The organism is Streptomyces sp. UH6, assembly GCF_013421635.1.
GTDB lineage: Bacteria > Actinomycetota > Actinomycetes > Streptomycetales > Streptomycetaceae > Streptomyces > Streptomyces abyssomicinicus.
Map to the genome: position 1 here is coordinate 1 of NZ_JACADT010001319.1, position 1,235 is coordinate 1,235.

Annotated in this window: 2 protein-coding genes; both read left to right on the forward strand. The window is 73.5% G+C overall.

Features of this window, described 5'->3' with window-relative positions; genetic code table 11:
- Window positions 1-912, forward strand: a 912-nt coding sequence (gene yvcK / locus HW445_RS31575; RefSeq protein ID WP_180224194.1) for a uridine diphosphate-N-acetylglucosamine-binding protein YvcK, incomplete at its 5' end; no start/stop codon positions are given.
- Window positions 903-1,235, forward strand: a 333-nt coding sequence (whiA, locus tag HW445_RS31580; RefSeq protein WP_180224195.1) for a DNA-binding protein WhiA, incomplete at its 3' end; no start/stop codon positions are given. The genes yvcK and whiA, both read left to right, overlap by 10 nt.

Genomic DNA, 1,235 nt, shown 5'->3' on the forward strand with positions numbered 1-1,235 from the left:
CTCGCGGCGCTGCGCCGGATCACCGGCGACCTGACCGCCGTGGTCACGGTCGCCGACGACGGCGGCTCCAGCGGCCGCCTGCGCCAGGAACTGGGGGTGCTGCCCCCCGGCGACCTGCGCAAGGCGTTGGCCGCCCTGTGCGGCGACGACGACTGGGGCCAGACCTGGGCCCGGGTCATCCAGCACCGCTTCCAGACCGAGGGCGACCTGCACGGCCACGCCGTCGGCAACCTGCTGATCGTGGCCCTCTGGGAGCAGCTCGGCGACCACGTCCAGGCGCTGGACCTGGTGGGCCGGCTGCTCGGCGCGAACGGCCGGGTGCTGCCCATGTCCGCCGTACCGCTGGAGCTCCAGGCCCTGGTGAAGGGCCACGACCCGGCGCGTCCGGAGGACGTGGACACCGTCCGGGGCCAGGCGACGGTCGCGCTGACTCCGGGCGAGGTGCAGTCCGTCCACCTGGTGCCGCACGACCCGCCGGCCGTCCCCGAGGCCGTGGCGGCGGTGCTGGACGCCGACTGGGTGGTCCTCGGACCGGGCTCCTGGTTCTCCTCGGTGATCCCGCACCTGCTGGTCCCCGAACTGCTCGAGGCGCTCACGCAGACCCGCGCACGCCGGGTGCTCTCGCTGAACCTCGCGCCGCAGCCGGGAGAAACCGAGGGCTTCTCCCCGCAGCGTCATGTGGAGGTTTTGGCACGACACGCCCCTAAACTCGCCCTGGACGTGGTGCTGGCCGACGAGGCCGCCGTACCCGACCGCGAAGCGCTCGCCGCGGCCGCCAAGCGGGTCGGCGCGGCGGTCGAGCTGGCCCCCGTGGCCCGGACCGACGGAACCCCCCGGCACGATCCGGAGCTGCTGGCGGCCGCGTACGACCGTATTTTTCGGATGCATGGAAGGATCGGCCCATGGCGATGACGTCGGCTGTGAAGGACGAGATCTCACGGCTTCCCGTCACCCGGACCTGCTGCAGAAAGGCGGAGGTCTCCGCCCTGCTCCGGTTCGCCGGCGGCCTCCACCTGGTGAGCGGCCGGATCGTGATCGAGGCCGAACTGGACGCCGCCAACGCGGCCCGGCGCCTCAAGCGGGACATCCTGGAGATCTTCGGCCACAGCTCCGAGCTGATCGTCATGGCGCCCGGCGGGCTGCGCCGCGGTTCCCGGTTCGTGGTGCGGGTGGTCGCGGGCGGTGACCAGCTCGCCCGGCAGACGGGGCTGGTCGACGGCCGCGGCCGCCCGATC